Source organism: Eikenella glucosivorans (assembly GCF_016025525.2).
In the GTDB taxonomy this organism is placed as follows: Bacteria; Pseudomonadota; Gammaproteobacteria; order Burkholderiales; family Neisseriaceae; genus Eikenella; species Eikenella glucosivorans.
Genome location: NZ_JACSGR010000002.1, coordinates 126,976 through 152,358 on the forward strand (window position 1 = coordinate 126,976; position 25,383 = coordinate 152,358).

The following is a 25,383-nucleotide window of genomic DNA, read 5'->3' on the forward strand; positions in this document are numbered from 1 at the left end:
GCTTACTTGCCGCTGCCGAGCTTCGGCAACACGGCGCCTTCGCCCAGCGAGAGCAGGCCGCTGTCGGCGTAGATGCCGAGTTTGGCGCGGGTGTCGGTGATGTCGAGGTTGCGCATGGTGAGCTGGCCGATGCGGTCGAGCGGGGTGAAGGCGGCGTTTTCCACTTTTTCCATGCTCAGGCGTTCGGGCTGGTAGGTGAGGTTGGGCGATTCGGTGTTCAGAATCGAATAGTCGTTGCCGCGCCGCAGCTCTAGCGTCACTTCGCCGGTGACGGCTTTGGCCACCCAGCGTTGCGCCGTTTCGCGCAGCATCAGGGCTTGGCTGTCGAACCAGCGGCCTTGATACAGCAGGCGGCCGAGGCGCAGGCCGTTGATGCGGTATTGTTCGATGGTGTCTTCGTTGTGGATGCCGGTAACCAAGCGTTCGTAGGCGATGTGCAGCAGCGCCATGCCGGGGGCTTCGTAGATGCCGCGCGATTTGGCTTCGATGATGCGGTTTTCGATTTGGTCGCTCATCCCCAATCCGTGGCGGCCGCCGATGCGGTTGGCTTCGAGGAAGAGCTCCACTGCGTTGGCAAAGGTTTGGCCGTTCAATGCCACGGGCACGCCTTCTTCAAAGCGCACGGACACGGTTTCGGGCTTCACTTGCACGTTTTCGTCCCAAAACGCCACGCCCATGATGGGCTGCACGATTTTCACGCTGCTGTTGAGGAATTCCAAATCTTTGGCTTCGTGGGTGGCGCCGAGCATATTGGAGTCGGTGGAATAGGCTTTTTCCACCGACATTTTGTAGTGGAAGCCGTTGGCGATGAGGAATTGGCTCATTTCGTGGCGGCCGCCGAGTTCGTCGATAAACTGCTGGTCGAGCCAGGGTTTGTAGATTTTGAGCGCGGGGTTGGTCAAAAGGCCGTAGCGGTAGAAGCGTTCGATGTCGTTGCCTTTGTAGGTGCTGCCGTCGCCCCAGATGTGCACGTCGTCTTGCTTCATGGCGGAAACGAGCATGGTGCCGGTTACGGCGCGGCCGAGTGGGGTGGTGTTGAAATAGGGCATGCCGCCGGTGGACACGTGGAATGCGCCGCATTGGATGGCGGCGATGCCTTCGTGGGCGAGCTGGGCGCGGCAATCCACCAGGCGCGCTTCGATGGCGCCGTATTCTTTGGCTTTGCGCGGGATGGCTTCGTAGTCGCTCTCGTCGGGCTGGCCGAGGTTGGCGGTGTAGGCGTAGGGCAGCGCGCCTTTGAGTTTCATCCACAACAGGGCGGCGGAGGTGTCGAGCCCGCCGGAGAAGGCGATGCCGACTTTTTGGCCAACGGGCAGGGTTTGCAGGATGGTGGCGTTATTCTGGCTCATGATGCTCCTTTGTTTGGCAAGATGGTTGAAGGCTGGGATTGTGTGCCAGAAGGCGGGGGCTTGTCTAGTTTTGGCGCAGAGGCTACCTGAAAATGTTTCGGCGTCATGAAAGGCAGATGGCAAAGGGTGTGGGGCATTTTGGCTTTGCTGGAATTTGCTGCGCTTATTTTTCAGGTAGCCTGCTGTGTGCGTGGGCTACCTGAAAACAGTGGCGGTCAAAGTGGGGCGGTAAGGCGGTAAATCGACATTTGTTTGAATTCCGAACCTTTTGAGTTTCAGACAACTTTCATTAGTTGCGCCCTGTTCACCTTTGCGCCTCATGTCGGCGCGGGCACTTCCTTTCTTTGCTTCGCCAAAGAAAGGAAGCAAAGAAAGGCGACTGCGGGCACAGGTTTGCTGCGCCAAACTCCCCTCACTGCGCCAGCAGGGACGGCATAGCACAGCGCATTTGTGGTATATGTCCTGTGTTGCCTCTTAGTGCGGTGAGGTTACCTGAAAACGGGCTGGGCGGGTTTTGCCAAGCTGAAGCCTTCGGCTATGCCGCCGAACCTTTTTCAGGTAGCCTTCGGTTTTTTTGGAACGGAGGCCGGCGATGGCTGGGGAGAAACTGCCGCTGCGGCGCATGGTGGGCTGGTATGTGCTGTATTCGGGAATGGGCTGCGGGCTGCTGTATGGCGCGTTGGCGGTGTGGTGGAAAGGGGGCTGGCAGGCGCCGCAGGAGATGCTGCTGGATTTGCTGAGCGTGGGCGGTTTGGGGGTGTTGCTGGCATCGGCGGTGCACGGGCTGTGGCTGTTGGCGCTGCCGTCGGCGCTCACGGGCTGGGCGGCCGCGGTGCTGCGGCTGCAAAACAATCTGCGCGGGCGGCTGCTGTCGGCGCTGGTGTGGGCGGGGCTGACGGCGGCTTCGTTCGGCCTGCTGCGGCTGGCGGGGCTGGATGCCCCGCGGCTGTTTAACCGCCTGATTGCGGCCACCTTGGGCGCCGTGCTGCCTTGGCCATACGAGATGCTCATCCAGCTGCTGGCGGTGCCGCCGTGGTATATGCTGCTGGCGGTGGCGGCAGCGGGCGGCTGGCTTTCGGCGCTGTTGGCGCTGCCGTATGAGCAAGAGGAAACGTGGGGCGATTACACGGGCGAGCGCGGGGAGGATTGGTGAGGCGGCCCGGGGCTACCTGAAAACGGCATTCCGGCAAACCGAGGGCACGGGTGTGCCGTGCAAACTTCCCTTTTTCTGTGCAGTTTTCAGGCGCGAAGGGGAAGGAAATCAGCTGTAAGCTGCGGCTGCGCCGGCAGGGGCGACTCGGGGGTTTGTATTTTCAGGTAGCCTCAATGGACGTTGCGGGCGTTGGCCGCCTTTTCTTGTATAATCCGACGTATTCTAATTCTGTTTCAAAGGATGATGCCGTGAACCGTTTTTATCCCCACCCGCTGGTTGCGCGGGAAGGCTGGCCGTTTATTTTGGGCGGGCTGCTGCTGAGTGTGCTGGTGAGCTGGTGCGGCGGCTGGTGGTCGCTGCCGTTTTGGCTGTTTACCGTGTTTGCGGTGCAGTTTTTCCGCGATCCGGCGCGCGATATCCCGGCGGATACGGATGCGGTGCTCTGCCCGGCCGACGGGCGGATTGTGGTGGTGGAGCGTGCGGAAGATCCGTTCCGCCAAGTGCCGGCCTTGAAAATCAGCGTGTTTATGAATGTGTTCAACGTGCATTCGCAGCGCGCGCCGATCGACGGCACAATCACGCAGGTGGATTATTTTCCCGGCCAGTTTGTGAACGCGGCGCTGGATAAGGCGAGCACGGAAAACGAACGCAACGCGGTGCTGGCCACTACGAAGAGCGGGCGCGAGATCACGTTTGTGCAGGTGGCGGGTTTGGTGGCGCGGCGTATTTTGTGCTACGTGCGGCCGGGCGAGCGGGTAACGCGCGGGCAGCGCTACGGCTTTATCCGCTTCGGCTCGCGGGTGGATGTGTATCTGCCTGCGGACGCGGTGCCGCTGGTGGCCATCGGCGAGCAGGTGCGTGCCAGCGAAACCATCTTGGCGCGGCTGCCGCTGGAGGCTGACGGCGAACAGCAGGTGATCGAGGAAGCGGCGGCCTTGGTGCAGGCGGCGGCGGAAGAGGTGCTGCCGGGCTGAGCCTGTGCCGTGAATGTGATTGAAGGGCTACCTGAAAACCGGAAAGGGTTTTCAAGTAGCCTTTTGTTATGCCGGCGGCGGGCTTTTGGGTTTTAGCTTCGCAGAAACTCAGCCTTGGCCTATGCCAAGACATCGTTTTAACTTCGTTGAAGCTCACGCTTTAGCTTCGCAGAAATTCGCTTTGCTCATTTTCAGGTAGCCTGTTGTGCGGCTAGAATGCGTGCACGGATAGATTTTGCATGAAGGAGAAGACAATGGTGATGATGCGGCGGATGGTGTTGGCGGGGGTGGGCCTGATTGGCGGCTCGCTGGCGCTGGATGTGAAACGGCTGGGGCTGGCGGACTGCGTGGCGGGGGTGGACGCGGATGCGGCCAACCTGCGCGAGGCGCTGCGGCTGGGCGTGGTGGACGAGGGCTTTGCCTCGCTGCGCCAGGCGGTGGGCGCGGATACGGATTTGGTGCTGCTGGCGGTGCCGGTGGGGGCGGTGGCGCAGGTGTCGGCGGAATTGGCGCCGCTGCTGCCGGAGGGATGCGCGGTGAGCGATGTGGGCAGCACCAAGCAGTCAGTGCTGGCGGCTTGGTGGGCGCACTTGCCGGAGGCGTGGCCGCGCTGCGTGGCGGCGCACCCGATTGCGGGCTCGGCGCGTTCGGGCGCGGCGGCGGCGCAGGCGAGGCTGTTTGCCGGCAAACGGCTGATCGTCTGCCCGCACGAGGCGCAGGACGCGGCGGCGCTGGCGCGGGTGGAGGCGCTGTGGCAGGCGGTGGGCGCGCAGGTGGAGCGCATGGATGCGGCGGCGCACGATGCGGCGTTTGCAGCGGTGTCGCACCTGCCGCAGCTCTTGGCCTATGCCTATATGCGGCAGATTGCGCTCGCGGCGGAGTCGGAAGAATGGCTGCGGCTGGCGGGCAGCGGGTTCCGCGATTTTTCGCGGCTGGCGGGGAGCGAGCCGACGATGTGGGCGGACATTGCGCTGGCCAATCGGGGAAACCTGTTGGCGCTGCTGGAAGGGCAGGAGCGGCAGCTGGCGCAGTTGCGCGAATGTTTGGCGCGGGAAGATAAGGCGGGCTTGCGGGAAAGGTTTGCCGAGGCGAGCGCGGCGCGGCGGGCGTGGGAAAGGGAGCGGGGATAGGGTTTGATTTATTTGGAGATTATTTTTCAGGTAGCCTTTATGGGGCTACCTGAAAATTTTTTGGGGCGGGCGTGGTATTGGTTTTACAAAAACAGGGAACGCGCTGTGGCTTGTTTTTCAGGTAGCCTGCTGTGTGGCCGGCTGATTAGAGGTAGGAGGCCAAGTTGTTTAAGGCGCTTTGCCAGTCGCTGGGAGGGATGCCGAAGGCGCTGTGGATTTTGCCGCAGTCGAGGCGGGAATCGGCGGGGCGGCGGGCGGGAGTGGGATAGTCGGCGGTGGCGATGGCGTGCAGTTCGGGGGCGCGTGGCAGGATGCCTTGCTCGGTGGCGCGGCGGAAGATTTCGGCGGCGAAGCCGTGCCAGGTGGTGTGGGGGCTGCCTGAAAAGTGGTAGAGGCCGTAGGGGCAGTTGGCGCTTTGGGTGCGTTCGGCGAGATGCAGCAGGGCGGCGGCGATGTGGCCGGCGTAGGTGGGGGCGCCGGCTTGGTCGGCCACGATGCCGAGGCTGTCGCGTTCGTGGCCGAGGCGGAGCATGGTTTTGACGAAGTTGCCGCAGTGTTCGCCAAACACCCAGGCGGTGCGCAAAATGATGTGGCGGGGGCAGGCGGCCTGCACGGCTTGTTCGCCGGCAAGCTTGCTTTGGCCATAGACGGTTTGGGGATGGGGGGTGTCGGTTTCGCGGTAGGGGCGGCTGGTGCGGCCGTCGAAGACGTAGTCGGTGGAAATGTGCAGCAGGGCGGCGCCGCTGCGTTGGGCGGCGTGGGCGAGGTTGGCGGGGCCGGCGGCATTGGCGGCGTGGGCGGCGGCGGGCTCGCTTTCGGCTTTGTCTACGGCGGTGTAGGCGGCGGCGTTGATGATGACGGCGGGCTGCTCGCGCTCGACGGCCTGCCATACGGCGGCGGGATCGGCGATGTCGAGCTGGCTGCGGTCGTAGGCGGCTATCTGAAAATGCCGGGCGGCGGCCTGTTGCACAAGGGATTGGCCGACTTGGCCTTGGTGGCCGGTGATGAGGAGTTTCATGGGGGTGGGCTACCTGAAAAGTTTGCTGTTTAGCCGAACAGTATGGTTTGGCTCAGGAGTTTGACATTGTGGAGGATGTGCATGATGTTTTTCAGGTAGCCTGGGTTATTTTTTGTGGTTGAGGTGGTTGAGCATTTGTGTGTTGCTATAAAAGCTGATGGGTTTGCCTCCGATGTTGGTGAAGCGGAAATATGTCCAGCCGTTGTTTTGTGCTTGGGCAATGGCAGGCGGCTGCGGAGTGTAGGCAAGTTGGTTTTGGCGGTTTGGCGTGAGTGGGAGCTGCATGCTTTGGCCGGAGAATTCGAATTGCAGAAAGTGTTTGCCGTATGGTGTGTCAGACGGGGCGCCGGGCATGGGCGGGATGTGGTACACGATGCAGGGCAGGGGCGCGCCGGGGCGGCCGTTGGGCATGGCAGGGCGGCATTGGGCGTGTTCGCGCAGGAATGAGCCGGTTATCCAATCGTTGCTATTGGCTGGAAGGCGCTCGAAGCGTGTTTTGGCAAAGGCAGTCATAGCAGCAGCAATAAATAGTGCAAAGATGGCGATGTGGCGCATAGGGCTACCTGAAAATCAGTTGGGTGGATTGCTGTTTTGCCGACGGGTGTTTTCCAGCTCTTGCAGCAATTGCATATAGCGGGGATAGAGCGGGGCGATGCGGGCGCGGTGGGTGGGGGTGCAGAAGCTTTGCAGGCGCTCAGGGCTGCGCATGATGGCTTCGTAGCGATTGACCAGGTTAGCAAGCTCTTGCCGCTGTGCGGGGGTGGGGGAGCAGCGCTTGAACTCTTCGTTGCCGGATTGGCTGTTGAGCTCGCCCACGGCATACCAGCCGATTAGGGCACGCTGACGGGTTTGCTCTGTGTCGGCTTTTTCGCAGTGGCGGGCATCAACATACATTTCCAAGCTGTCGGTGAGAGCTTTCTGGCATTCGGCGTGGCTCATGTGGCGGACGAAGGATATGTCGGCGCGGGTGAGCGGGGCGGCGAGCAGGAGGGTGAGGAGGGCAAGCGGTTTCATGGGGCAGCTGAGGGATTATTTGTTTAGCAGGCGCAGCAGGTATTGGCCGTATTGGTTTTTGGCCATGGGTTGGGCTAGGGCGGCTAGCTGCTCGTTGGAGAGCCAGCCGTTGCGCCAGGCGATTTCTTCGAGGCAGGCTACCTGGAGAGCTTGCACGTTTTGGATGGTGCGCACGAAGGCGGCGGCTTCGTGCAGGCTTTCATGCGTGCCGGTGTCGAGCCAGGCAAAGCCGCGGCCGAGCAGCTGCACGGAGAGACTGCCGTCTTCGAGGTAGAGCTGGTTGAGGTCGGAAATTTCGAGCTCGCCGCGCGGGGAGGGTTTGATTTGTTTGGCGAATTCGATTACGCGGTTGTCGTAGAAATAGAGGCCGGTTACTGCCCAATCGGATTTGGGCTGATTGGGTTTTTCTTGGATGGATAGGGCGTTGAATTGGCTGTCGAATTCGACCACGCCGAAACGTTCGGGGTCTTTCACTTGGTAGCCGAACACGGTGGCGCCGTGGGTTTTGGCGGCGGCTTGCTGTAGGGTTTGGGTGAAGGATTGGCCGTAGAAGATGTTGTCGCCGAGCACGAGGCAGACGTTGCTGCTGCCGATGAATTCTTCGCCGATGATGAAGGCTTGGGCGAGGCCGTCGGGGCTGGGCTGCTCGGCGTATTGCAGGCGGATGCCGAAGTCGGCGCCGTTGCCGAGCAGGCGGCGGAAGGCGGCGTTGTCTTCGGGGGTGGTGATGATGAGGATGTCGCGGATGCCGGCGAGCATGAGCACGGACAGGGGATAGTAGATCATCGGTTTGTCGTACACGGGCAGGAGCTGCTTGGCGGTACCGCGGGTGAGGGGGTAGAGCCGTGTGCCGGAGCCGCCGGCGAGGATGATGCCTTTCATATTTGGGTCTTTTCCTGCCAACAGGCTACCTGAAAAAGTTTTCAGGTAGCCTGTTGTTGCGTGGTGTTGATGTTTATTCGGCACCCAGCAGTTTGCCGTTGTAGCGGCCGAAGAATTCGCTGATTTCAAAGAACACTTCTTTGCGCTCGCCGTTCGGGCCGACCACGCTGATGCGGTCGTAAATGCCGTGCTGCCCTTGGATCAGGGCTTGGCCGACTTTGCGGTAGCCTGGCATATGTTGCGCAATCCAGCGGTTTTCGGCGGCGATGCCGCGCGGGGTGTCGTTTTCGTGGATTACGACGGCACGCTCTTGGCTGCTGCCATCGGCACGTTGCTGCTGAGCGGCAGGTGTGCGGTGTGGTTGCGGTTTGGCTTGGGTGAGGCCGGGGGCGGCGAGGCCTAGGGCGATAAAGCCGAGCAGGGCGGTGTGGCGGATGTTCATTCGCTTCTCCGAAATCATGGGTTGAGACCGAGGCGCTCGAGGCGGTAACTGCCGTCAAGAATGTGCTGCCACCAGGAGCGGTTGTTTAAATACCATTCTACGGTTTTTCGCATGCCGGACTCAAATGTTTCCTGCGGCCGCCAGCCGAGCTCTCGGCCGATTTTGGCGGCATCGATGGCGTAGCGCAGGTCGTGGCCGGGACGGTCGGGCACGAAGGTGATGAGGTCGGCATAGTGCGCCACGCCGGCGGGTTTCTGCGGCACGAGCTCTTCCAACAGGGCGCAGATGGTCTGTACTACTTCAAGGTTGGTTTTTTCGTTGTGGCCGCCGATGTTGTAGCTTTCGCCGACTTTGCCTTGGGTGATGACTTGATATAGCGCGCGGGCGTGGTCTTCCACGAAGAGCCAATCGCGGATTTGCTGGCCGTTGCCGTATATGGGCAGGGGTTTGCCGGCTAGCGCGTTTAAAATCATCAGGGGGATGAGCTTTTCGGGGAAGTGGTGGGGGCCGTAGTTGTTGGAGCAGTTGGTGATGAGGGTGGGCAGGCCGTAGGTGCGCTGCCAGGCGCGCACGAGGTGGTCGCTGGAGGCTTTGCTGGCGGAATAGGGGCTGGAGGGGGCGTAGGGCGTGGTTTCGGTGAATAGATCGTCCGTGCCGTGCAAATCGCCATACACTTCGTCGGTGGAGATATGGTGGAAGCGGAAGGCGGAGCGGCGGTTTTCAGGTAGCCCTTGCCAATAGGCGCGGGCGGCTTCGAGCAGATGAAAGGTGCCGACGATGTTGGTTTGGATAAATTCGCCGGCGGAATCGATGGAGCGATCGACATGGCTTTCTGCCGCCAAATGCATCACGGCATCGGGCTGGTGTTGGGCAAACACGCGGTTGAGCTCGGCGCGATTGCAAATATCCACTTGCTCGAAGGAATAGCGGGGGCTACCTGAAACTTCTGCCAAGGATTCGAGGTTGCCCGCATAAGTGAGCTTGTCGAGATTGACAACGGAGTCTTGGGTATGGTGGATGATGTGGCGGACAACTGCCGAGCCGATAAAGCCGGCGCCGCCGGTGAGGAGGAGGTGCATGGGCAAAATACGCTGGATGAGGGAAGATTTATTCGAGCGAATCCAGCATGCTATAAAGTCGGGCTATATGGTGCTCGATAGAAGGGTTATACGTGAGAGCAGATAATGGATTGCTGAGTTTGTGTTTACCTTGTTGTTTGAGGGTAATCGCGTTATGAATGGCTTGGTCTAAGCTCAGATGATTTTCCCGGGAGAAGAAAAAGCCTGCTTCTTCATTCATCACTTCGCAACAAGCCATGTTTTCCGATAATACAACACGTGTTCCGCATAAGATAGATTCCACACCTACCAAACCAAAAGGCTCGTATAGAGAAGCCATAATGGTGTAGTCGGCTGCACGATAAAGTTCAGGCATATTTTTGCAGAAACCGAGCTCTTGTACATTCGAAACAGGATGGGGCAGAGGAGAGCCGGCCACGGCGAGACGAATTGGCAAATTAGTAGATTGGAAATAATTGGCTAATAAATCAAAACCTTTTCTTCGGTGTCCGGTGGAGGGGAACAAGAAAACAACTTCATCATCGTTCCAGCCGTATTGTTGGCGAGTAGCAGAAAGTTCTTGTGTTGTTTCGGGGGTAAAGCGGCTTGTGTCGGCGGGAGGATGGATGGTTTGAATTTTTTCTGGGGAAATATCATATAGGGTAATCAATTCTTGCCGCATCATTTCTGAATGCGCCATAATAGATTTGGCCGTAGCATAATTGGTACGGTTGCGATAAATCGCCAAGCAATCAATCAGGTTGGGGGATTGATGCATTGCTTTCAGGTAGCCTAGATGTGTGCCGCCACAAATATAAATATCTGCATTGTCAGAAGGGCTGCAAGCAATCAGATACTCAGCCGAAGTATGAAGCTTATTGAGCTGACGTGTGAAATAAAATGGGCGGAGTTTTTTTGGAGTATGCTTTTGATTGATTAATACAGGCTGAATTTCTGCATATTCTATCAATGTTTGATCGAACTTCGATGCATATACCTTCACGGGCTTATTGTTGGCAGATAGCTGTCTTGCTAGGTCAATAGTATAGCTTTCTATACCGCCGCCTTGGGCAAATTTATGGGTGCTAATGGAAATAGGCTTATGCATTTTTTTGTTCCAGAAGAGTAGCAATTTGTTGGTTTAGCCAGTTGGAGGCTTCAGTAATTGGGAATGTTTCTCGTGATTGCCAAGCAATTTCTTCTGAATCACGATGTCGTTTTCTTGCGTGAGCAATTGCCGTAAAATGTGGAACATTAGGATGATGCAATGGTCCCCAAGTTTGAATGTTATGATCTACATAGAAACTGAGTAGTGGTTTGGATAAAGCGCAGGCTAAATGTACAGTACCACTATCTACACCGATAACTAAATCAGCTGATGCGGTCAGTGCTATATACTGATCAACTGATGTTGGCGGTGATAATCCAATATCAATATCAGGGTCGCATAATGGTTTAAGTTGTTGGTAATATTTCTCGCTAGTTTTACTATTGCATAGTAGAAAACGAATAGTTGATTGCAAATTTTTATTTATATGGTTAAGCAGATTAGCTATCTCTTCTGCAGGGATATATTTATCAGGTACGCTACCTTGTGGTGCGATGAAGATGCGAATCTTACTGTTGCTCATACCCCAAAAAGGTAATATACCATTTTGTTCTTCTAAACTAACAGATAGTTTGGGATAAACGTGTGGCAACTGAAAGTATTCTGAAAAAGTGGTTGTATGCAAATGATCGACGACATGGCTGTCTGGCGGATAAGGGCAGTAAAAATCGTAATTGTGGATATTTTCTAGAGAATAGTATTTTTTATTACTTCGTTTTCTGAAAATCATAACGACTTGCGGAGATAGAATGGAAGTGGAAATAATATTTGGACTATCAAATTGTTCACTGAAATCTAGTAATATTTGCCATTTTTTCCTTTGTGTCCAGTAATTAAATGGCTTACGCACTATTAGTGTATCTATTAGGGGGGAGTGAGCAAAAATAGCCTCGTTTCTTGATGTCACCAAAACTCCAAGTTTCAAGTGAGGATATATAGTCTTTAGCTGTTGTGCGTAAGCCAGATTAATAATGGCATCACCTACCGCATCACCAAGTGGGCGTATTAGAATAGATTTTACTTTATAGAAGTTAAAATTAATATGGTGTTTTTTTTGACCAAAAAAATAAATAACAAAAAGTTTAGAAAGGGGTATCTTCATCAAAAAATTCCTTAGGAATTTATAAATAACCTTTTAGTAGTATTGAATCTATATTTATGGATAGAAATTCTTTCAAATTTGTGTTCCATAGAAAGAAAGCTTTATTTACGTATGATTTATTGGGTTAGAAGGCTAGTTATTTTAAATCGTTTATTATATGTAAGGCATGGTTAATCTGTAGAGATAATTCTTCAATAGGGACTAATGAGATTTCCTCTTCTGGAAAGAAAAGCTGAACTGCATTAGGATTATTTGGTGCCCAAAATATATTGTTAACAGTAAAAAAATTATGTAAAACATCATTAGATGATTTGGATAAGCCATAACATATTTTGGCGCGATATCTAAAAAAATCCATATTAAGTTTGTATTTTAACCCTTTATTTATCTGACTACATTCTGCTAGTGGGTGCTGGGTATCCAAATATAGCCCAATGGTATTTTTAGTAAAAGCAGCAGCTGCATGAATAACAGATGTATCGACAGTAACAACTAAGTCAGAATATTTAATTAAAGCAATAACATCTAATATATCTCGAGAAGGAAAAGTAGTAGATTTATCTATTTTAATCTTATTAATTTTATCTGGAGAACCTACTAATATGGTTGCAAATCCTTGTTGCTCTAAATTGTAACAAATTGCTTGTATCTGTTGCTCTGATAGACATCTCTTTTCTTTGCTGCCAAATGGATTTAATACTGCGAATTTTTGTTTAGGTAGATAAGGTAAGATGTAGTGTTCAGTATCGGCATCAATAAATAATTCATAATCTAAATATAAGGAGTCAAGATGCAGATATTCTAGTAGAAGTTTGAAAGGTTCAGTAACATGAATATTTGACACATCACAATTAATAGATGCATTAAATGTGTGTAAAAATGGTTTATTAAAGCCTAATAAGATATCTGTATGGATTAATCCATGATAAAGAGAGTCATATAAAGATATTTCACGTGAAACTCGTAGTTCTACTGATAAGTCAAAATGGTGTTGACGGATTTTTCGTATGGAGCGGATAAAACGAGAAAGAGAAGACGAATCATATAAGAAAGTGCCGCATACATAGGGGTTGTTACGAATAATATCTAAGGCAGATTTCCCAGATGAAACATACACATTATAACCTGCTTGTGCCAGTTTTCGAATCAACCCTGTGCTAACAATCATATCACCAATAACGTCGTTGCGGATTAACAGAATATTTTTGATAGGGTGCGTCTCTTGTGGTTTTTCTCTAGCAAACAGGCGATCAAGTATAATCAAAGGCTGATAACGTAGATAAAGTTTAAATTTTTTTGTCGCGAAGTTTCGTCGCCAGTTCCACTCTTTCAGTTTTTTAATGATTGACATATCTATTCACTCTGTTTTGTTTTCAGGTAGCCTTGGCGTTGTGGTTAAGTTTTCATTGATATTGGAAATTTGTTCTCGTAGCCAATTTGTGGCCGCTGCTAAATCAAAATGTTCTAAGACTGCAGGGTCTATATTTTGCTTGGAAGCAATGAGTAATAGATAGGGGGTGTCGGGATGTGGCAAGGGATGCCATGTTTGGATATTTGCCTGTCCGTAAAAAGCCATAGTTGGCTTTTTTAAAGCACAGGCTAAATGTACCGTGCCACTATCCACACCAATAATAATGTCGGCGGAAGCAGCCAGTGCAAGATACTTGCTAAGGCTGGTTGGTGGGGAGAGGGCGATATTCAATTCTGGGCGGCAGTATTTCTTTAACTCAATTAAGTATTCATTGCTATTTGTTGTGTTGCCCAACAATAGGTTGATGCGTGTTGTATCGCGGATGGCGTTATTGAGTATGTGAGCTAGTTCAATCGGTGGGATTTGCTTGCCGGTTCGAGAATGACCCTGCGGGGCAAGTAGGATTTTTATGGTAGGTTGTTTGGGCCAGAAAGTATTTGCTTGATAAATTTCTTCTTTGGATACAGAGAAGCTTGGTGGTATGTGCGATAAGGTAAAATATTTCGCCAACAGCGAAGTTTCCAAATGGCGTACAACATGGTTGGTAGGGATGAAGGGGCAGCAAAAATCAAAGTTGGATATGCTTTGATGGTTGTAATAGGCTTTATCAGCTTTGCTAAAAATCATCACAGCCTGCGGTAGCAGAATTTTGTCGGCGATCAAGTCGGGCGTGTTGAATGATTCACTAAAATCGAGCAAAAATTGCCATTTCTTTCGATTGTGGTAATACCCCTTCAAGGTTGCAGGAATTAATTCGTCAAAATATTGGCTGCGTGCAAAGATATCGCGGTTACGCCCGACAATCACGCCTAAGCGTATGTGAGGTATTGCAGACTTGATTTGCTCGGCAAATGCCAAATGCATCATGGCATCCCCCAAACCCTGTCCGAATGGGCGGATTAGGATGGAAGAAATGTTGCCAAAATCGAAATGACGGCAGGGCGTTTTATGAGCGCATAAGGCGAGAATCAGTCGTTTGGATAAGGGGACGGACATGGTTGAATTCGGTAATCGGAAAGAATATCGTCTGAAACCTGTAGCCGGTTGGCTAAAGTACCGATAGGAATTTTAGACAACCCATCTCATGCGGTGGCTTATTCGCTCAAGAGTGCAATATCGGCGACGGCGTTCATCTGTTCTGCCAAGCGGTTCAAGAGGTTGAGGCGGTTTTGCTTCACGGCGGAGTCTTCGGCCATCACCATCACGCCGTCGAAGAAGGCATCGACCTGCGGCTTGACGCTTGCCAGCTCGGATAAGGCGGTTTGGAAATTGCCTTGTGCGACGGCGACGGCGATTTTGGGTTGTAGGTTTTGGGCGGCGGCGTAGAGGGCTTTTTCTTCGTCCTGTTGCAGCAGGTTTTCATCGACTTCGCCCAGCGCGGCATCGGCTTTTTTCAGCAGGTTTTGCACGCGTTTGTTGGCGGCGGCGAGGGCGGCGGCTTCGGGCAGTTGCTTGAACGCGGCGACGGCCTGCAGTTTGGCGGTCAAGTCGTCCAAACGGCGCGGCTGCTTGGCGAGTACGGCGGCAACGATGTCTTGCGGATAGTCGTTTTGCAGCAGGACGGCGAGGCGCGCCTGCATGAAGTCGGCGGTTTCAGACGACGTTTTGTCGTTGAGCAGGCCTTTGGGGAAGCTCTCGAAGGTCGTCTGAATCAGGTCGTTTACGTCCAAACCGTACTGCATCAGCATCCGCAAAATGCCCAAGGCGGCGCGGCGCAGGGCGTAGGGGTCTTTGTCGCCGGTGGGAATCAGGCCGATGCCCCAAATGCCGACCAGGGTTTCCAGCTTGTCGGCCAGCGCGACGGCGGTGGCGATTTTATTTTCAGGTAGCCTGTCGCCCGCGAAACGCGGCTGATAGTGCTGCTCAATGGCTTCGGCGATTTCTTCGGTTTCGCCGTCCAAGCGGGCGTAGTATTTGCCCATCGTGCCTTGCAGCTCGGGGAACTCGCCGACCATTTCGGTAACCAAATCGGCTTTGGCCAGACGCGCGGCGCGTTCGGCTGCGGCGGCATCCGCGCCCAAGGCTTTGGCGATGTGGGCGGCGATGCTTTGCAGGCGTTCGATGCGCTCGGCCTGCGAACCGATTTTGTTGTGATAGACCACGTTCGCCAGCTTGGGCAGGCGGCTTTCCAAAGTTGCTTTTTGGTCTTGCTTGTAGAAAAACTCGGCGTCGGACAGGCGCGCGCGCAAGACGCGTTCGTTGCCTTGAATGATGTGCGACGGGTCGTCGGTTTGCAGGTTGGACACCAGCAGGAAACGGTTCATCAGTTTGCCGTTTTGGTCGAGCAGCGGGAAGTATTTTTGGTTTTGCTGCATGGTCAGAATCAGGCATTCCTGCGGCACGGCAAGGAAGTGTGCTTCAAAACCGGCTTCCAATACGACCGGCCATTCCACCAAGGCGGTCACTTCGTCCAGCAGGGCTTCATCGGCGGCAACGGCGGCTTTCAGACGACCTGCCTGCTCGTTTAAGGCCGTCTGAATCGCGGCTTTGCGTTCGGCAAACGAAGCGACGACTTTGCCTTCGTTTTTCATTTGTCCGGCGTAGCTGTCGGCGTGTTCAATCGTGATGGCGCCTTGCGACAGGAAGCGGTGCCCCAAGGTTTGATTGCCGCTTTGCAGACCCAAAACGCTGACGTTGACGATGTCTGCACCATGCAAAACGGTCAAACCGTGAACGGGGCGGACGAAGGTAAACGTGCTGCTGCCCCAACGCATGACTTTCGGAATCGGCAGCTTTTTGACGGCTTGGTTGATGATGTCTTCCAAGAGTTCGCCCAGCGGTTTGCCGGTTTGGACGTATTCGTAGGCATACACGTCCTGCTTGCCGTCATTGATGATGGTCAGGTCTTCGATTTTCGCCCCTGCGCCGCGTGCAAAACCTTCCAAAGCCTTGGTCGGCGCACCGTCTTTCATGGCATTCGCCACGGCAGGGCCTTTTTTCACGATTTTCTGGTCGGCTTGAACGGCTTTGACGTTTTTGATTTGAACGGCCAAACGGCGCGGCGAGGTGTAGGCGGTATATTCTGCCGCGCCGTCAGTCAGTTGCGCTTTTTCCAAGCCCTCGGCAACGGAGGCGGCGAAATGGTTGCCTAAATTGTTGAGGGCTTTCGGGGGGAGCTCTTCGGTGAGGAGTTCGATTAGAAGGGTGGAGGTGCTCATCGGACGTATCGTTTGATGGTTTTCAGGTAGCCTGCTTGGCGTTGATGGGATTGGCGTTTTGTTTGGCATCGGGCACAGGCGGGCGGTATGGGTATTTTGATGGTGCGGATTATGCCACAAAAGGGCTGCCTTTGCGGGGGAGATTGTCGGGTATGGGCTACCTGAAAATTTGTGCCGGCGAAGCAGGGCGTGTTTGAGCAGTACGGGAGCGCAGTTCCTGTGTTTGCCGGACGGCTAAAAAGGCTACCTGAAAACGGGCAACGCGAGTTTCTGCGAAGCTAAAATCGGAAATCCGTTTTCAGGTAGCCTTTGTTTACTACGGTATGGTGCTAAGCCAAGGGCTTATTTGCCCATTTGCACCGACTGGATGGCCGTGAGCGCGATGGTGTACACGATGTCGTCCACCAATGCGCCGCGCGACAGGTCGTTTACCGGCTTGCGCAGGCCTTGCAGCATGGGGCCGACGCTCAATACATTGGCGCTGCGCTGCACGGCTTTGTAGGTAGTGTTGCCGGTGTTCAGATCGGGGAAGACGAACACGTTGGCCTGGCCGGCCACTTTGCTGTCGGGCGCTTTCTGTCGGCCCACGCTGGGCACGCTGGCGGCGTCGTATTGCAGCGGGCCGTCGATGAGCAGGTCGGGGCGTTTTTCCTGCGCCAGCTTGGTGGCTTCCTTCACTTTTTCCACATCGGCGCCGCTGCCGGAGGTGCCGGTGGAGTAGGAAATCATGGCCACTCTCGGCTCGATGCCGAAGGCTTTGGCGGATTCGGCCGACTGGATGGCGATGTCGGCCAGCTCGGCGGCGGTGGGCTCGGGATTGACCGCGCAGTCGCCGTACACCAACACCTGCTCGGGCATCAACATAAAGAACACGCTGGACACCAGGCTGGCGCCGGGCGCGGTTTTAATCAGCTGCAGGGCGGGGCGGATGGTGTTGGCGGTGGTGTGTACCGCGCCGGACACCAGGCCGTCCACGTCGCCCTGTTGCAGCATCATGGTGCCGAGCACCACGCTGTCTTCCAATGCCTGACGGGCCAGGCCGGGGGTGAGGCCTTTGTGTTTGCGCAGTTCCACCATCGGGGCGACATATTGCTCGCGAATGCTGTCGGGATCGATGATTTCCAAGTTTTCAGGTAGCGTGATGCCGCGGTTGGCAGCCACTTCGCGCACGGCTTCCGGCTTGGCCAGGAGTACGCAGCGGGCGATGCCTTTGCTTTGGCAGATGGCAGCGGCTTCCACAGTGCGCGGCTCGTCGCCTTCCGGCAGCACGATGCGCTTGTTGGCGGCGCGCGCTTGCTCCATCATGCGGAAGCGGAAGGCGGGCGGCGACATCAGCAGCTGGCGCGGCTTGCCGATGTTGCGGCACAGCGTGTCCACGTCCACATGTTCGGCCACGAAATCCACCATGGTTTCCATGCGTTCGGTGTCGTCGGCGGGGACGGTTTGGTCTTGGTGCGCCAGTGCGTAGGCAGTGGCGAAGGTGTCGAGTTCGGTGAGCAGCACGGGCACGTTGTGGCTCAGCGCCGGGCTGATGATGCCCTGCACGGCCGGCGAGGGCGGCGTGCCGCAGGTAATCAGCAGGCCGGCCACGGGTACGCCGCTGAGGATTTTCAACGAGGCGGCCATCAGGATGTCTTCGCGGTCGCCGGGGGTGATCACCAGCGCGCCGGAAGTGATGCGGTGGTGCATCTGGGCGGCGTTTTGCGCGGCCACCACAATTTCTTTGGTGCGGTTGCCCAAGTGCGCCTCGCCGGCAATCACTTGCGCGTTCAGGTAGCCGGCAATATCGGCTACGCGGCGCAGCGAGTGTTCGGGCGAGAAGGGCACCACGCCCAGGCAGGGCAGTTTGCCGCGCACTTTGGCGGAAACCTCAGCGGCAAAGGCTTGGGCGTCGCTGCCGTGGTAGCGGTTGAGGATGAAGCCGGCCACTTCGGTGTGGCTGTTGTCGTATTCGTGGGCGGCAAGGTTGATTTGGTCGGCCACCTGCTCGGCGCTGTATTTGCCCACGGCGGCCACCAGGATGATGCTGGCATTCAGCGAGGCGGCGATTTGGGCGTTTTTGCTGGTGAGGAAGCTGCGTTCGTCATCCGGTACCACGCCTTCAATCACGGCCACGTCGTGTTCGGCGGAAGTAACCTGGTCGAAATCGGACACCATCAGCTCGATCAAGTCGTCGTCGCGGCCGGCGCTGACCAGCTCTTCCACTTTGGAGAGCGGCTGCGGGCTGGGCGGGTTGAGGTGGAACAGGTTGTTGGCAAATACGACGGCGGGGTCGCTGCTGCCGGAGGCGGCAGGCGAATCGGCCACGGGCTTGTAGTATACCGGGCGGCGGCCGCTGCGCTGGATGGCGCGCAAGAGGCCGAGGGAAATGCTGGTGAGGCCGGTTTTGGCGCCCAGGGGCACCAGTAGGAATTTGGGCATAATCGGTGTCTTTCTTGGTAATAGGTTGATGAAATTGGCTAAACCGTGTAATCGGCCGGGCGGCTGCCGCCGAGTGGAGGCGCCGCTGGATTGCAGGCCGCATTGTTGCATTATTAATAAGGGACGACAAGGTTTTAGGCCGGGGATTTTCGGCGCGGGGGCGGGATCGGATGTGAGCTAGGTCAAATAATGGGGTCTGTGTCGAGGGGGCGGGGTGGGTTGCGTTGTTATCGAGGCTGCCTGAAAGAGGCTACCTGAAAATCGGGATGATGGTTTTCAGGTAGCCTTTGGTTTTTTTAGCTTCGCAGAAACTCGCGTTGCTCGTTTTAACTGCGTTGAAGCTGCGCTTTCAGGTAGCCTTTGCCGGGGTGGGGCGGCGGGTGCTTTATTTGTTGGCCAGGGCGTAGATGGCGCCGAGGTTGCGCCACATGCCGGCGGCATCCATGCCGTAGCCGAACACGTAGCGGTCGGGCACGTGGATGCCCACGTAGTCGGCTTCGATGGGCTTGGGGCGGTTGATGGCTTTGTTGGCAAATACGGCGGTGCGGCAGGAGGCGGCGCCCATATCCATCACTTGGCGGTGGATGGCGGCCATGGTGTGGCCTTCGTCGAGAATGTCGTCGAGCACGAGCACGTGGCGGCCTTCCACGCTGTTTTGCGGGGCGCGCAGCCAGTTGAATTCGGCGCTGCCGCTGAGCTCGCTGCCGTAGCGGGAAACGTGCACGTAGTCGAAATCAAGCGGGAAGCGCAAGAGGGGCAGCAGCTGGCCGGTGAACACGACGGCGCCGCCCATCACGGGCAGCAGCAGGGGGTATTGTTCGCCGAGGTCGGCGGTGATGTCTGCGGCCATGCGCTCGAGGGCGGCGCGGCAGGCGGCTTCGTCGAACAGCAGGTCGGCTTCTTCCAGCATGGTGCTGGCTTGCCAGAATCTTTCTTTGATGGTCATGGTGATGCCTTTGCGCGGGGGAAAGAGGCTACCTGAAAACGGCGGGGCTGCCGGGCAGGGGCTGTTCCGCTGCCCGGCTGCGGTAGCAGGCTTCGGACGGAAATCAGGGAGCGATTTCGGTAATGGTGATTTCCACGTTGCGGCCTTTGCGCTGGAACAGGGTGCCGCGGCTGTAGGGCGTTACCTCGGCTTGGTCGGAATATTTGACCAGCACGCGGTTTTGCCCTTGGCGGCGCAGGCTGATTTCGGCCGGATAGGTTTCGCTGCCGTTGTGGTCGCGGAGCTGTACGCGGCGGGTGAAGCTGCGGGCGGGCAGAGTACGCGGCAGGTGGGGGTGGTCGAGCATCAGGGCGCGGGTTTCGCTTTGGTTGGCGCGCAGGGCGGCGTAGGCTTGGGCGAGGCTGCCGTTGCGATATACGCAGCGGTACTCGGTGGGCACGCCTTGTTTGACCGGTTCGGGGTTGCACTCAAGTTGGCCGGCGGCGGCAAAGGGGGCGGCGATGAGGAGGCTGAGCAGCAGGGTTTGGGGTTTCATGATTGGTCTCCAAATAAATGAAAAGGTTACCTGAAAATATCGGCGTGGCAGTAGGTTTAGGATGCGTATCTTTTGATGGTGATTTCCACATTGCGGCCTTTGCGCTGGAACAGGGTTTCGCGGCTGTAGGGGCTGGCGGGGCTGTCGTGTTCATATTGCACCACCACGCGGTCGGGCGAGGGGCGTTTGACGGAAAGCTCGACCGGATAGGATTCGGTTTTGCCGTCGCCGTCGTAGTCGAACACGTCTTGGCTGCGGTGGTGGAAGCTGCGATCGGGCAGGGTGTGCGGCAGGTGTGGATGGTCGAGGCGCAGGGCTTCGTCTTCGCTGCGGTTGGCGCGCAGGGCGGCATAGGCTTGGGCGAGGCTGCCGTTGTGGTACACGCAGCGGTAGATGGCGGGCACGCCTTCCTCCACCTGGTTGCATTCAAGGTTGCCGGCGGCGGCGAAGGGGGCGGCGATGAGGAGGGAGAGTAATAAAAGTTGGGAACGCATTTTGGGTTTCCGCAGATTGATGAAAAGGCTACCTGAAAACGTGGGCTTCGACGAAGTGAAAACCGGGCGGTGCGGCTGTGCCGCTTGCGCTTTGCAGAAGGGCGCTGTATTGGTTTTCAGGTAGCCTGCATTATAGTGTAAGGCAGGCGGAATCAGTATGTGCCTTCCACCAAAATATCGCGGGTAACGTCGTGGATGTTGCGGTGGCCGGTGAAGGCCATGGTGATGTCCATTTCGTTGTAGAGGATTTCCAGCGCGCGGGTGACGCCGGCTTCGCCGTAGGCACCGAGGCCGTAGATGTAGGGGCGGCCGATGAGCACGCCGCGCGCGCCCAGCGCCCAGGCGCGCAGGATGTCTTGCCCGCTGCGGATGCCGCCGTCCATCCACACTTCGATGTCGGAGCCAACGGCGGATACCACGTCGGGCAGGGCGCGGATGGAGGAGGGGGCGCCGTCGAGCTGGCGGCCGCCGTGGTTGGACACGACAATGGCGTCGGCGCCGCTTTTCACGGCGGCTTCGGCGTCTTCGGGCAGCATGATGCCTTTGATGATGAGCTTGCCGCCCCATTCGTCTTTGATGCGGGCCACATCGCTCCAGCTTAAGCTCGGGTCGAACTGTTCGGCAGTCCAGGCGGAGAGGGAGCTCATGTCGCTCACACCCTTAACGTGGCCTTCGATGTTGCCGAAGCCGCGGCGGTTGGTGTTGAGCATGCCCAGACCCCATTCGGGTTTGGTGGCGAGGTTGAGCAGATTGAGCAGGGTGGGTTTGGGCGGGGTGGAGAGGCCGTTTTTGATGTCTTTGTGGCGCTGGCCGAGCACTTGCAAATCGGCGGTGAGCACGAGGGCGGAGCATTGGGAGGCTTTGGCGCGGCGGATGAGGTTGCTCATGAATTCGCGGTCGCGCATCACGTAGAGCTGAAACCAGAAGGGGTCGGGACTGTTGGCGGCCACGTCTTCGATGGAGCAGATGCTCATGGTGGAGAGGGTGTAGGGCACGCCGAATTTGGCGGCGGCGCGGGCGGCGAGGATTTTGCCGTCGGCATGCTGCATGCCGGTGAGGCCGACGGGGGCGAGGGCGAGCGGCATCTTCACGTCTTGCCCGACCATTTGGGTGGCGAGGCTGCGGTTTTCCATGTCCACCAGCACTTTTTGGCGAAAGAGGATGCTTTGGAAATCGGCTTCGTTGGCGCGGTAGGTGGATTCGGTCCAGGAGCCGGTGTCGGCGTAGTCGTAGAACATTTTGGGCACTTTGCGGCGGGCGATGCGCTGCAAATCGGCGATGCAGGTGATTTTGCTCAGATTGGGTGTCATGGGGATGCCTTTGTTGGTATGGCTATGGAAGGGGCCGCCGCTGATGTGTGGCGGGGAATGGCGGGCATTATAGCGCTAAAGCGGCGGGGCTTCATGTGCGGCGGGAATGGGAAAAGGCTACCTGAAAACCTATGTGGGTTTTCAGGTAGCCTTTAATTCGGATGAGGCCGGCTGAAAATAGCCCTGCTAAATTTCAGGCAGCCTTAATTGGATCTGGCCGGATTATTTGTCGAGGCGGCGGGTTTCGAGGATGCTGCCGTCGGCTACCAGTTTGGCCAGGTCGGCGCGTTTCACCGGAATGCGCTCGGATTCGTCCCAAGTGATGTCGGCCAAATCGCCGTTCAGGTCGTTTCTGGCTCCGCGCGGGTTGTCCCAGGCGGCGTCTTCGGTAATGACGATGAGGCGGTCGGGCTGCACTTCAACCACTTTCATCAGACCGTAGGAAACTTCCTGCTCGCGGCCTTTGTTGTCGCCGAAATCGGCTGCGGAGAAGTCGCTGAGTTTGGCGGCGTAGAGGTCGCCCACTTGGGGATCGGCCAGGATCGGATCCAGGTCGGCAGCAGCCGGAGCGGCAGGCTGTTCGGCAACGCTGGCGGCGCTGGCTTCGGAAGCCGGCTGGGCGGGCGCAGAGGCGGCGGGGGCGGAGCCGTTGTTTTGGCCGCCGCAGGCTGCCAATACGGAAATGAGGGCTAAAGCGAGCAAGTGTTGTTTCATGGTGGAAGAGTCCTTTAGTAGTTGAATTCAGGGCTTTCGTGTCCGAAAACGGGGGTATTATCGCTGGTTTACGGAAAATATACAAATTATTACGCTGCGGGCGGCGGAAAGTTTGCGGGCAGCCGGCCGAAAGCGTGGCCTGTGTTGCCTTTTGGGCAGCCTTTGGCGGCGTGGGCTGGCTGAAAATAATACGGGCACTTTACATGCAGCTTGGAATTGCGGTTTGAGGCTACCTGAAAACCTGCCGCACTGTTTTCAGGTAGCCTCTTGCGCGGCGGCGGCCTGTTGTTGCAGTTGGTACAGCAGGTCGAGGGCTTGGCGGGGGGTGAGCTCGTCGGGGTGCAGTGCGGCGAGCTCTTGCAGCAGGGGATGGCTGGCCGGGTTTGGGGCGGGCTCGGCGGAGCCGATGTCGTGTTCGGCGCTTGCGGGCAGGTTGAACATGTCCATCTGCGGGCGGTGGGCGGCGGCTTGGGTTTCGAGCTCTTCGAGGTGTTTCTGCGCGGCTTTGAGGGCGGGGGCTGGCAGGCCGGCGAGTTTGGCCACGGCGATACCGTAGCTTTTTTCGGCGGGGCCGGGCTCGATATGGTGCAGGAAGACGATGTCGCGGCCTTCTTCGAGGGCGGAGAGGTGCATATTGACAGCGGCGTTGTGTTGTTCGGGCAGGCGGGTGAGCTCGAAATAATGGGTGGCGAAGAGGCTGAAGGATTGGTTTTTCTGGATGAGGTGTTCGGCCACGGCTTGGGCCAGCGCGAGGCCGTCGAAGGTGGAGGTGCCGCGGCCGACTTCGTCCATGAGCACGAGGGATTGCTCGGTGGCATGGCGCAGGATGTAGGCGGTTTCGCTCATTTCCACCATGAAGGTGGAGCGGTTGGCGGCGAGATCGTCGGAGGCGCCGATGCGGGTGAAAATTTGGTCGATGGGGCCGATACGTGCGGCTTCGGCGGGCACGAAGCTGCCGGTGTGGGCGAGCAATACGATGTGAGCGACTTGCCGCATATAGGTGGATTTGCCGCCCATATTGGGGCCGGTGAGCAGCATGAGGCGGTGTTTGTGGTCGAGGCGGGTGTGGTTGGGGGTGAAGTGTGGCACTTGGCGCTCGACCACGGGGTGGCGGCCGTTGTCGATGTCGATGCCGGGGTAGTCGGCAAACTGGGGGGCGCGGTAGCCGTGTTCGGCGGCGAAAAGGGCGAAGCAGCAGAGCACGTCGAGCGCGGCGGCGGCTTTGGCGCTGCGCTGGAGGAGGGGCAGCTGCTGTTGCAATTCTTGCAACAGGTTGTCGTAGAGGCGTTTTTCGAGGGCGAGGGCACGCTCTTGGGCGTTGAGCACTTTGTCTTCGAAGGTTTTGAGCTCGGGGGTGATGAAGCGTTCGGCGTTTTTCAGGGTTTGGCGGCGCTGGTAGTCGGCGGGGGCTTCGGTGGCTTGGATTTTGGAAAGCTCGATGTAGAAGCCGTGCACGCGGTTGTATTCGACTTTGAGGGTGGAAAGGCCGGTGCGTTCGCGTTCGCGCGCTTCGAGTTCGAGCAGGAAGTCGCTGCCGTGGTTTTGGATGCGGCGCAGTTCGTCGAGCTCGGGGGAGAAGCCGTGGTTGATGACGCCGCCGTCGCGCAGCCATACGGCTGGCTCGGGCAGGATGGTTGCTTGCAGGCGCTCGGCAACGGCGGCGCCTTGGGGAAAGATGTCGGATAAGGTGTTGAGCAGGCTGCTTTCAGGTAGCCTCAGTTGGGCGAGGGTGGCGAGGCTGTCGCGCAGGCCGGCGAGGTCGCGCGGGCGGGCGGAGCCGACGGCGATGCGGGCGGCGATGCGTTCGATGTCGGCGATGTTTTTCAGGTAGCCTTGCAGGGCGGGGTAGTCGTTTTGCAGGGCGGCTACGGCTTCTTGGCGGGCGCGGATGTGCTGGCGGTTGCGCAGGGGGTTGTGCAGCCATTGGGCGAGCAGGCGGCTGCCCATGTTGCTGGCGCAGTAATCGAGGGTGGAGAAGAGGGTGGGCTCTTTTTTGCCGCCGAGGGTGGCGGTGATTTCGAGGTTGCGGCGGGTGGCGGCGTCCATGCCGATGTGTTGCTGCTCGGTTTCGAGGCTGAGGTTGTCGAGGTGGCGGGGCAGGCGGGATTGGGTGTGGCGGATGTAGTTGAGCAGGGCGCCGGCGGCGCCGATGGCGGGGTCGTGCTCGCCGGCCTGGAGGCCGAAGCCGAGCAGGTCTTGGCTGCCGAAGTAGTCGGTGAGCAGGGTGTAGGCGCTGTCGGGGGCGAACTGCCAGTCGTGCAGGCGGGTGGGCTGGCAGTTTTCAGGTAGCCTCAAGTGGGCGGCGGCCTGGTCGGGCAGCAGAACTTCGGCGGCTTGCAGGCGGGCGAGTTCGTCGGCCAGCTGGGCGGGGGGGATGATTTTGGCTTTGAATTCGCCGCTTTGCAGGGAGGCCCAGGCGAGGCCGACGGGCTGTTTGGCTTTGCCGCCCCAGGCTACGGCGGCGATGCGGTTGGTTTCTTTGTCTTCGAGGAGGGCGGCGTCGGTGAGGGTGCCGGGGGTGATGATGCGCACCACTTCGCGCGCCACGGGGCCTTTGCCGGCGCCTACTTCGCCCACTTGCTCGCAAATGGCCACACTGCGGCCGAGCTTCACCAGTTTGGCCAGGTATTGCTCAGCGGCATGGTGCGGCACGCCGGCCATTTTGACGGGCTCGCCGTTGAGCTGGCCGCGGGTGGTGAGCGTGATGTCGAGCAGGCGAGCGGCTTCTTCGGCGTCGGTGAAGAAGAGTTCGTAGAAGTCGCCCATGCGGTAGAACAGCAGTTTGTCGGCATGCTGCGCTTTGATGTCGAGATATTGCTGCATCATGGGGGAGACGGCGCTTTTGCGGCTCATGGAGGCTACCTGAAAAATAGAAAGGCGGAGGCAGGTATTGTAGCCGATGCGGCGGTGGGCGAAGTGTTTGTGCTTGTAAAAAGGTTTGCCCGGCAGCCGGGGCGAGTGGTTAAATCCTGCCCGTTTACGCCTGCGGCCGCCGTAAAGGGGCAGTTTGGGCCAGATCGCGCCGGAAGCGGCGCGAGACGGGCAGCGGCAAGCGCGTATTATTTGTTAATTTCTTTCAGCGGTATAAACCCTCTTTACGGAAT

General features: G+C 57.2%; 22 protein-coding genes. 3 read left to right on the forward strand and 19 right to left on the reverse strand.

The window, feature by feature from the left end; all coding sequences use genetic code 11:
* Positions 1-2 precede the first annotated feature (2 nt).
* The gene (argG, locus tag H9Q10_RS02640) at positions 3-1,349 is read right to left on the reverse strand and encodes an argininosuccinate synthase (RefSeq protein WP_197902491.1); all 1,347 of its coding nucleotides are present in this window, start codon (positions 1,347-1,349) and stop codon (positions 3-5) included.
* 592 nt (positions 1,350-1,941) lie between these two features.
* Here argG and H9Q10_RS02645 point away from each other — a divergent pair.
* The 3 genes from H9Q10_RS02645 (at position 1,942) to H9Q10_RS02655 (ending at position 4,606) form a co-directional block, all read left to right on the forward strand.
* The gene (locus H9Q10_RS02645; RefSeq protein ID WP_197902492.1) at positions 1,942-2,502 is read left to right on the forward strand and encodes a hypothetical protein; all 561 of its coding nucleotides are present in this window, start codon (positions 1,942-1,944) and stop codon (positions 2,500-2,502) included.
* Between the two features lie 248 nt (positions 2,503-2,750).
* Complete coding sequence (locus H9Q10_RS02650) at positions 2,751-3,476, forward strand: phosphatidylserine decarboxylase (protein ID WP_197902493.1); 726 nt, start codon at positions 2,751-2,753, stop codon at positions 3,474-3,476.
* Between the two features lie 239 nt (positions 3,477-3,715).
* Positions 3,716-4,606 carry a prephenate dehydrogenase gene (locus tag H9Q10_RS02655; RefSeq protein ID WP_238480120.1) on the forward strand — a complete coding sequence of 297 codons (891 nt, stop codon included), beginning with the start codon at positions 3,716-3,718 and terminating at the stop codon, positions 4,604-4,606.
* 145 nt (positions 4,607-4,751) lie between these two features.
* Here H9Q10_RS02655 and rfbD read toward each other — a convergent pair whose 3' ends face one another.
* The 18 genes from rfbD to mutS form a co-directional block, all read right to left on the reverse strand.
* Positions 4,752-5,624 (reverse strand): dTDP-4-dehydrorhamnose reductase, encoded by an 873-nt coding sequence (rfbD, locus tag H9Q10_RS02660; protein WP_197902494.1) that lies wholly within the window; start codon positions 5,622-5,624, stop codon positions 4,752-4,754.
* Between the two features lie 105 nt (positions 5,625-5,729).
* On the reverse strand, positions 5,730-6,179 hold the full coding sequence (locus H9Q10_RS02665) for a hypothetical protein (protein ID WP_197902495.1): 450 nt from the start codon (positions 6,177-6,179) through the stop codon (positions 5,730-5,732).
* A 15-nt stretch (positions 6,180-6,194) separates the two neighbouring features.
* Positions 6,195-6,638: a hypothetical protein gene (locus H9Q10_RS02670; RefSeq protein ID WP_197902496.1), complete on the reverse strand. Its 444-nt coding sequence runs from the start codon at positions 6,636-6,638 to the stop codon at positions 6,195-6,197.
* A gap of 15 nt (positions 6,639-6,653) precedes the next feature.
* Positions 6,654-7,520 (reverse strand): glucose-1-phosphate thymidylyltransferase RfbA, encoded by an 867-nt coding sequence (gene rfbA / locus H9Q10_RS02675; protein WP_197902736.1) that lies wholly within the window; start codon positions 7,518-7,520, stop codon positions 6,654-6,656.
* A gap of 73 nt (positions 7,521-7,593) precedes the next feature.
* Complete coding sequence (locus H9Q10_RS02680) at positions 7,594-7,962, reverse strand: hypothetical protein (RefSeq protein ID WP_197902497.1); 369 nt, start codon at positions 7,960-7,962, stop codon at positions 7,594-7,596.
* 14 nt (positions 7,963-7,976) lie between these two features.
* The gene (gene rffG, locus H9Q10_RS02685) at positions 7,977-9,041 is read right to left on the reverse strand and encodes a dTDP-glucose 4,6-dehydratase (RefSeq protein ID WP_197902498.1); all 1,065 of its coding nucleotides are present in this window, start codon (positions 9,039-9,041) and stop codon (positions 7,977-7,979) included.
* A 28-nt stretch (positions 9,042-9,069) separates the two neighbouring features.
* Positions 9,070-10,128 carry a glycosyltransferase family 4 protein gene (locus H9Q10_RS02690; RefSeq protein ID WP_197902499.1) on the reverse strand — a complete coding sequence of 353 codons (1,059 nt, stop codon included), beginning with the start codon at positions 10,126-10,128 and terminating at the stop codon, positions 9,070-9,072.
* Positions 10,121-11,230 carry a glycosyltransferase family 9 protein gene (locus H9Q10_RS02695; RefSeq protein ID WP_197902500.1) on the reverse strand — a complete coding sequence of 370 codons (1,110 nt, stop codon included), beginning with the start codon at positions 11,228-11,230 and terminating at the stop codon, positions 10,121-10,123. The genes H9Q10_RS02690 and H9Q10_RS02695 overlap by 8 nt, the downstream gene beginning before the upstream one ends.
* Positions 11,231-11,366: 136 nt before the next feature.
* Complete coding sequence (locus H9Q10_RS02700; protein WP_197902501.1) at positions 11,367-12,581, reverse strand: glycosyltransferase family 9 protein; 1,215 nt, start codon at positions 12,579-12,581, stop codon at positions 11,367-11,369.
* Between the two features lie 6 nt (positions 12,582-12,587).
* Positions 12,588-13,697 (reverse strand): glycosyltransferase family 9 protein, encoded by a 1,110-nt coding sequence (locus H9Q10_RS02705; RefSeq protein ID WP_197902502.1) that lies wholly within the window; start codon positions 13,695-13,697, stop codon positions 12,588-12,590.
* Positions 13,698-13,795: 98 nt separating this feature from the next.
* Positions 13,796-15,859: a glycine--tRNA ligase subunit beta gene (gene glyS / locus H9Q10_RS02710; RefSeq protein ID WP_197902503.1), complete on the reverse strand. Its 2,064-nt coding sequence runs from the start codon at positions 15,857-15,859 to the stop codon at positions 13,796-13,798.
* A gap of 342 nt (positions 15,860-16,201) precedes the next feature.
* Positions 16,202-18,280, reverse strand: coding sequence for a phosphate acetyltransferase (gene pta / locus H9Q10_RS02715; protein ID WP_197902504.1), 2,079 nt, complete (start codon positions 18,278-18,280; stop codon positions 16,202-16,204).
* A gap of 385 nt (positions 18,281-18,665) precedes the next feature.
* Positions 18,666-19,226 carry a hypoxanthine-guanine phosphoribosyltransferase gene (locus tag H9Q10_RS02720; protein WP_197902505.1) on the reverse strand — a complete coding sequence of 187 codons (561 nt, stop codon included), beginning with the start codon at positions 19,224-19,226 and terminating at the stop codon, positions 18,666-18,668.
* A gap of 103 nt (positions 19,227-19,329) precedes the next feature.
* Complete coding sequence (locus H9Q10_RS02725) at positions 19,330-19,761, reverse strand: hypothetical protein (RefSeq protein ID WP_197902506.1); 432 nt, start codon at positions 19,759-19,761, stop codon at positions 19,330-19,332.
* A 56-nt stretch (positions 19,762-19,817) separates the two neighbouring features.
* Positions 19,818-20,255, reverse strand: a complete 438-nt coding sequence (locus tag H9Q10_RS02730; protein ID WP_197902507.1) for a hypothetical protein — start codon at positions 20,253-20,255, stop codon at positions 19,818-19,820.
* A 152-nt stretch (positions 20,256-20,407) separates the two neighbouring features.
* On the reverse strand, positions 20,408-21,565 hold the full coding sequence (locus tag H9Q10_RS02735; protein ID WP_197902508.1) for an alpha-hydroxy acid oxidase: 1,158 nt from the start codon (positions 21,563-21,565) through the stop codon (positions 20,408-20,410).
* Between the two features lie 222 nt (positions 21,566-21,787).
* Positions 21,788-22,279 carry a hypothetical protein gene (locus tag H9Q10_RS02740; RefSeq protein WP_197902509.1) on the reverse strand — a complete coding sequence of 164 codons (492 nt, stop codon included), beginning with the start codon at positions 22,277-22,279 and terminating at the stop codon, positions 21,788-21,790.
* Between the two features lie 255 nt (positions 22,280-22,534).
* Positions 22,535-25,132 (reverse strand): DNA mismatch repair protein MutS, encoded by a 2,598-nt coding sequence (gene mutS, locus H9Q10_RS02745; protein ID WP_197902510.1) that lies wholly within the window; start codon positions 25,130-25,132, stop codon positions 22,535-22,537.
* Between the last annotated feature and the right edge of the window lie 251 nt (positions 25,133-25,383).